Origin of the sequence: Vibrio sp. 10N.247.311.14, from assembly GCF_041467715.1 — a bacterium.
GTDB classification, from domain to species: domain Bacteria; phylum Pseudomonadota; class Gammaproteobacteria; order Enterobacterales; family Vibrionaceae; genus Vibrio; species Vibrio crassostreae_C.
Window position 1 is genome coordinate 1 of sequence record NZ_JBFSVE010000096.1, and the last position, 5983, is coordinate 5983.

5 protein-coding genes are annotated in these 5983 nt (G+C 43.4%); 3 read left to right on the plus strand and 2 right to left on the minus strand.

The genetic code is table 11. The annotated features are described in order from the left end of the window. Window positions 1–111: 111 nt before the first annotated feature. Window positions 112–1386, minus strand: coding sequence for a dicarboxylate/amino acid:cation symporter (locus AB6F11_RS21355; RefSeq protein ID WP_102393638.1), 1275 nt, complete (start codon window positions 1384–1386; stop codon window positions 112–114). Window positions 1387–1774: 388 nt separating this feature from the next. Continuing rightward, window positions 1775–2356 carry a nucleotide exchange factor GrpE gene (gene grpE / locus AB6F11_RS21360; RefSeq protein WP_102393637.1) on the minus strand — a complete coding sequence of 194 codons (582 nt, stop codon included), beginning with the start codon at window positions 2354–2356 and terminating at the stop codon, window positions 1775–1777. A 143-nt stretch (window positions 2357–2499) separates the two neighbouring features. Here grpE and nadK point away from each other — a divergent pair, with 143 nt between their 5' ends. The 3 genes from nadK (at window position 2500) to bamE (ending at window position 5870) form a co-directional block, all read left to right on the plus strand. Continuing rightward, entirely contained in the window at window positions 2500–3384 is an 885-nt protein-coding gene (nadK, locus tag AB6F11_RS21365) for an NAD(+) kinase (RefSeq protein ID WP_004735161.1), read from the plus strand. Window positions 3385–3678: 294 nt separating this feature from the next. Next, on the plus strand, window positions 3679–5343 hold the full coding sequence (gene recN / locus AB6F11_RS21370; protein WP_017098044.1) for a DNA repair protein RecN: 1665 nt from the start codon (window positions 3679–3681) through the stop codon (window positions 5341–5343). Between the two features lie 167 nt (window positions 5344–5510). Beyond that, window positions 5511–5870: an outer membrane protein assembly factor BamE gene (gene bamE, locus AB6F11_RS21375; RefSeq protein ID WP_010438918.1), complete on the plus strand. Its 360-nt coding sequence runs from the start codon at window positions 5511–5513 to the stop codon at window positions 5868–5870. Window positions 5871–5983: the final 113 nt, after the last annotated feature.

Below are 5983 nucleotides of genomic sequence, written 5' to 3' on the forward strand. Positions count from 1 at the left end.
TGAGCCCGTAGAGGACTTTCACCTCCTAGATCAACGCCATGCTCGGCGCACAATAAAAAAGCCCCGCTCTGGTTGAGCGGGGCTTCGCAGTTATTGAGTCTTAATTAAGAATTAAGCTTCTGCTTTTTGCAGCTCAGCTTCTTCGTTAGCTTCAACGCCAATTTCGTTTTCAGATTTAGCAACGATAGTGTTAACCGCAGTATCACCAACAACGTTAGAAGAAGTACAGAACATGTCACAGATACGGTCAACAGCAGCAACAATCGCTAGACCTTCTGGTGGCAAACCTAGTTGGTGCAATAGAACACCGACCATAACCACACCACCACCAGGAACACCACCAGCACCGATAGAAAGTAGCAAGATAGTTAGACCTAGAGTAAAGATATCAGCAGTGTTGATTGGCTGACCGAATGCGTTTGCTACGAACATAGTTGCGAGTGCGATGTAGATAGATACACCAGACATGTTCATTGTTGCACCTAGTGGTACACCGAAACCTGCCACTGACTTAGATACGTTTAGTTTGTCCGTCAGAGTACGCATTGTTACTGGAATCGTCGCGTTCGAACTTGCAGTCGATAGTGAGAAAAGGATTTGCTCACGAGTTGCACGCAGGAACTGCTTTGGAGAAATACCAGTGAATGAACCAACCATCATTGGGTAGAAGAAGAAGATCCAGAACACAAGCATTGCTACAACAAGCGCGACATAGCCAGCAACTGACATTAGCGTGTTTGCATCAAGTGTTGCACCTAATTGAATCATCAGAGCAAATACACCGTATGGCGCAAGGCTCATTACTAGGCCGATAAGCTTCATCATGATCTCGTTAGCCATCTTGAATGTCTTGATAGCTGGGCCACCACGAGAATCAAGAGCTTGAATAGCAAGACCAGTCAGAATAGCCATGAAGATGATTTGCAGCATGTCGCCACTTGCAAATGCTTCTACAGGGTTGCTAGGAACGATATTAACAACAAGAGAGAAGATATCTGGCGTTTCAGTTGTTGTAAGCGCAATTGTCTCAGAAACTGTACCCGCTAGATTCGCACCAGCACCCGGTTGGAAAATAAGACCAATCGTTAGAGCAGCTGAAATCGCGATGATGGTGTTAATAATGTAAAGACCAAAGGTTTTACCACCAAGACGACCGAATGAACGAATATCTTTTAGCTCAACAATACCGCAAACAATAGATACGTATACAAGAGGAACTACAAGCAATTTGATAAGTGATACAAACATACCACCAGCACCTTCGGCAGCGCCAAGTAGATACGTATCAAAAATAGCAATACCGCTGAATAGGTACTGAATAGCAGTACCAATAAGTAGACCGGCGAACAAGCCTACAAAAATTTTACTTGAGAGCGATTTATCCATCGTTCTTCTCCAGTTTGTTGTGTTTAAAATTTGTACTTTTATAGTTATATATGCGACCAAAATCGCTATATGGCAGTGGATTTTACATACAAAGATAACAATTAAAAGTATTTATTTACAAAAACATCACAAATGTGACATCAAAACATTTACTCAATCACAACAAGTTTCATAACACAAAACTCTAAATCGCTGATCTGAATGAAATAAAAAGAACGACATTCTTAATGCGGTTTTGATGCTTATTTACGTGGACTCTCAAGTTATAGGCACAAAAAAAGAGAGGCCTATGCCTCTCTTTTTATTTTACGTAAACCAGTGATTTATTTTGTCGCTGCTACTAATTCAGTCAATGCGCCAGTCAACCACTTGGTAACGTAATACGTCATTACTTAGCAACCATAACCATCGCTGGGCGAACCACACGACCGTTTAGTTCGTAGCCTTTTTGCATCACAAACATAACCGTGTTTGATTCGTGATCTGGGCTTTCTTGAATAGACATCGCTTGGTGGAATTCAGGGTTGAACGCTTCACCTTCAGGGTTGATCTCTTTAAGACCAAACTTAGCAACTGTGTCTACGAACGTTTTGTGCGTTAGCTCAACACCTTCATACAGTGGCTTAACCACTTCGTTTTCAGCGTCTGCTGCTTGCATTGCACGCTCTAGGTTGTCGATTACAGGAAGCAGACCTTCAGCAAACTTGTTCAAAGCGAATTTACGCGCTTTATCAATTTCTTGTTCGCTACGGCGACGCATGTTTTCAACTTCAGCTTTCGCGCGAAGAACAGAATCTTGCTGCTCTTTCACTTTAGATTCACTAGAAAGCAGTGCAGCTTCCAGTTGAGCGATTTTTGCTTCCTGCTCATCAGCAGCGTCTTCATTCAGTTCAGCTTCTTCAACTTTCTCAGCTTCAGCAATGATCTGATCTAGTTCTTCTTCGGTTACTTTGTTTTCTTCGTTGCTCATGATATCTCCAGAATTCGTTTTCAATGCCAGTGACAGGCGTGTTTGCGCCTCAAATTGATATAAAACACTCGCATAGACGTTCAACTTGCCTTTATTATGGGGATGAAGAATTTTGATTCAAGCCTAATTCGTTTGGAAACGTTATGAAAAAGCCATTTGAAGTCATCGCAATTATTGGTAAACCTCGAGATCAGCAAGCAATTCAGACTCATAGAGAGCTCTATCAGTGGTTAAGTACTGAGGGTTATCAAGTGTTTGTTGATGATAGGCTCTCCAGCATTTTGGACGATATCCCACAAGAACATTTTTCTAGCCTGATTGAATTGGGTAAACGTGCCGATCTCGCCATTGTGGTCGGTGGTGACGGAAACATGCTCGGTGCGGCTAGAATTTTGTCACGTTTCGACATTTCAGTGATAGGTGTTAACCGAGGTAATCTTGGTTTCCTAACCGATCTCAACCCTGAAAACTTCCAGAGCGCGCTGACTGATGTGCTTAAGGGAGAGTTCATGGAAGAAGAACGCTTCTTACTTGAAACTGAAATTCATCGTCACGGCCAGATAAAAAGCCACAATGCAGCCCTTAATGAGGCTGTACTGCACCCCGGCCAAGTCGCGCACATGATCGAGTTCGAAGTGTATATCGATGACAGCTTCGCCTTCTCACAGCGCTCTGATGGCTTGATCGTCTCAACACCGACAGGTTCTACCGCTTATTCGCTTTCTGGCGGCGGCCCTATCCTGTCATCAAGCCTAAATGCTATCTCACTAGTGCCAATGTTCCCGCACACCCTTTCAAGCCGCCCACTTGTGGTGGATGGAAAGCGTCGTATCAAGCTTATCGTATCGCCTGATAACCGCGGTACACAGGAAGTCAGCTGCGATGGCCAAATCTCGCTACCGGTTTCTCCTGGCGATGAGATCCATATTTACCAAAGCCCGAATGTACTCAAGCTGATCCACCCTAAAGACTACAACTACTACCATGTTCTACGTAACAAACTAGGCTGGTCGAGTAAGCTGTTCTAAAAGAATAAACGCTCTAGTGGTAACCGAAAATTTGAAAGGCTGACGACATTCGTCAGCCTTTTTCATTACCAGTAAAAAGCCCGCCAACTCTCTCTTCGTCTCAATGATTCACACCGTCATTCCCAAGAAGGAGGAACGACTGAGTTGGGAATCTATAGCGGTTTCAGTGATCTACGAACAACCTCAATTCTGATAACAGTCACAAAAAAATTTCACCCACCGACTTTACTGTATAAAGAAACAGTATATACTGAGCTTATATACAGTATTGTTCAGTTATACAGGTAAATAAAAATGCTGGCTCATCTAAGTGTTAATAATTTCGCTATTGTTAAGTCTTTACAGCTAGAACTCTCTAAAGGCATGACAACAATCACCGGAGAAACTGGTGCGGGTAAATCTATCGCTATCGATGCTTTAGGCTTATGTCTTGGGGGAAGATCCGATGCAGGAATGGTTCGACAAGGTGAAGAAAAAACCGAAGTCAGTGCCGCTTTTTTACTTGAGAACAATCTGCATGCTACCCGCTGGTTAGAAGACAACGAGCTGCTTGATGGCGGTGAATGCATATTACGTAGAACCATCTCTAAAGAAGGTCGTTCTCGCGCATTCATTAACGGCAGTCCTGTCCCTCTTTCACAGTTGAAATCGCTTGGGCAGCTGTTGATCAACATTCATGGTCAACATGCGCATCATCAGTTGATGAAGAGCGATTACCAAATGGCCATGCTTGATCAATACGCAGGCCACTTGAACCTGTTGAAATCGACACGTAATGCTTACCAAGCCTGGCGACAAGCCGATAACCACTTGAAAGAGTTACGTGAAAATAGCCAGCAAAATCAAGCTCAAAAACAACTTCTTGAATACCAAATCAAAGAGTTAAATGAGCTGTCTATTGGGGAGGAAGAATATGAAGACCTCGAACAAGAGCATAAGCGCCTCTCCAATAGCGGAGAACTGGCCACAACCTGTCAGCAAGCTATCGAGCTTATTTATGAAGGCGAAGAAGTTAATGCGCTTGGTATTCTGCAATCGGCCAATAACTCCTTAATTCAGTTAGCTGAGCTAGATGAAAGATTGGCCGAGTTACCGAACTTGCTTTCTGAAGCCATTATTCAGATCGAAGAGACCAACAACGAGTTAAGAACCTACCTAGACAGCATTGATGTTGATCCCGGTCGTATGGCTTACGTTGAGGAGCGTTTCTCTAAAGTGATGTCGATGTCTCGTAAACACCACGTGTTACCTGAAGAGCTGTATAAGCACCATCAAGACTTACTACAACAAGTTGAAGCGCTTGATTGCTCTGATGAAAAATTGGAAGAACTGGCCAACGAGGTAGAAAACCAATACCAATCGTTCGTTGCTAAATCAGAGAAGCTTCATAAATCTCGAACTCGTTACGCAAAAGAGCTCAACAAGCTGATCACGCAAAGCATGCACGAACTGAGCATGGAAAAAGCGCAGTTTGCCATTGAAGTGAACAACACCAACACACACCCTTCTCCATTGGGTATGGATAACGTGACCTTCATTGTTTCGACCAACCCAGGCCAACCAATGCAGCCGATTGCGAAAGTGGCCTCTGGTGGTGAGTTATCACGAATCTCATTAGCGATTCAGGTGATCACAGCGCAAAAAGTGGATACACCAAGCCTGATTTTCGATGAAGTCGATGTGGGTATCAGTGGACCAACCGCTGCGGTTGTCGGAAAAATGCTACGTAAGCTGGGCGAATCGACACAAGTTATGTGCGTGACTCACTTACCTCAAGTTGCCGGTTGCGGTCACCAACAACTTTTTGTAGCGAAGAACACGAAATCAGGTAAAACCGAGACTCAAATGCACACGCTTGATGAGCAACAACGCGTTTCAGAGCTTGCTCGACTGCTTGGTGGCAGCCAGATTACCGAATCGACGCTTGCCAATGCAAAAGAGTTATTAATCGCAGCATAGGTTACATATTCAGCAACTTTCTGATAATTTACCGAAAATTCTTGGCAATTTTGCAACTTAATTCAAAATTGCCAGTCATAACAAGCTCAAAGCGCAAGGAGCTTTTTACTTCTTGCTGGAGCTTGTTTATTATCAGGCAGTATTTTAGCGAAGAAAGATCTCAAACTATGCGAATTAAAAAGTGGTTAGTTGCAGTTCCACTTGCACTAACAATGTTGACCGGTTGCTCTCTACTAGAGAAGTTGGTTTATCGAATTGACATCAATCAGGGTAACTATGTTGAACAGGAAGCTGTCGATCAGCTCAAGTTTGGCATGACAAAAACACAAGTTCGTTACGTTATGGGCTCACCTATGCTTATCGAAAATGGCTACCCAGATACGTGGTACTACATTTACCACCACACAAAAGGCCATGAAGACTCGATTCAAAAAAATCTTGTTGTTAACTTTGATGCAACGGGCACCTTAGTGACGATCAATGGTGATTTTGAAGCCAGTGATGAATTCTTCGAAAGCCTTCGCTAGCTTTCAACTAACAAAGCTTTCCAGTCAAAAGCAAGAATCGCAAAAGCCTGCTCATATGATGAAGTGACCCCGTAAAGTTGGACATTTCTGTTAAGCGGCTTTCAAGGCCTGAG

Bases quoted from the DNA above. Each gene is read 5' to 3' on its own strand.
- AB6F11_RS21355 (WP_102393638.1), bottom strand. From the start codon at position 1,386: ATGGATAAATCGCTCTCAAGTAAAATTTTTGTAGGCTTGTTCGCCGGT.
- grpE (WP_102393637.1), bottom strand. From the start codon at position 2,356: ATGAGCAACGAAGAAAACAAAGTAACCGAAGAAGAACTAGATCAGATC.
- nadK (WP_004735161.1), top strand. From the start codon at position 2,500: ATGAAAAAGCCATTTGAAGTCATCGCAATTATTGGTAAACCTCGAGAT.
- recN (WP_017098044.1), top strand. From the start codon at position 3,679: ATGCTGGCTCATCTAAGTGTTAATAATTTCGCTATTGTTAAGTCTTTA.
- bamE (WP_010438918.1), top strand. From the start codon at position 5,511: ATGCGAATTAAAAAGTGGTTAGTTGCAGTTCCACTTGCACTAACAATG.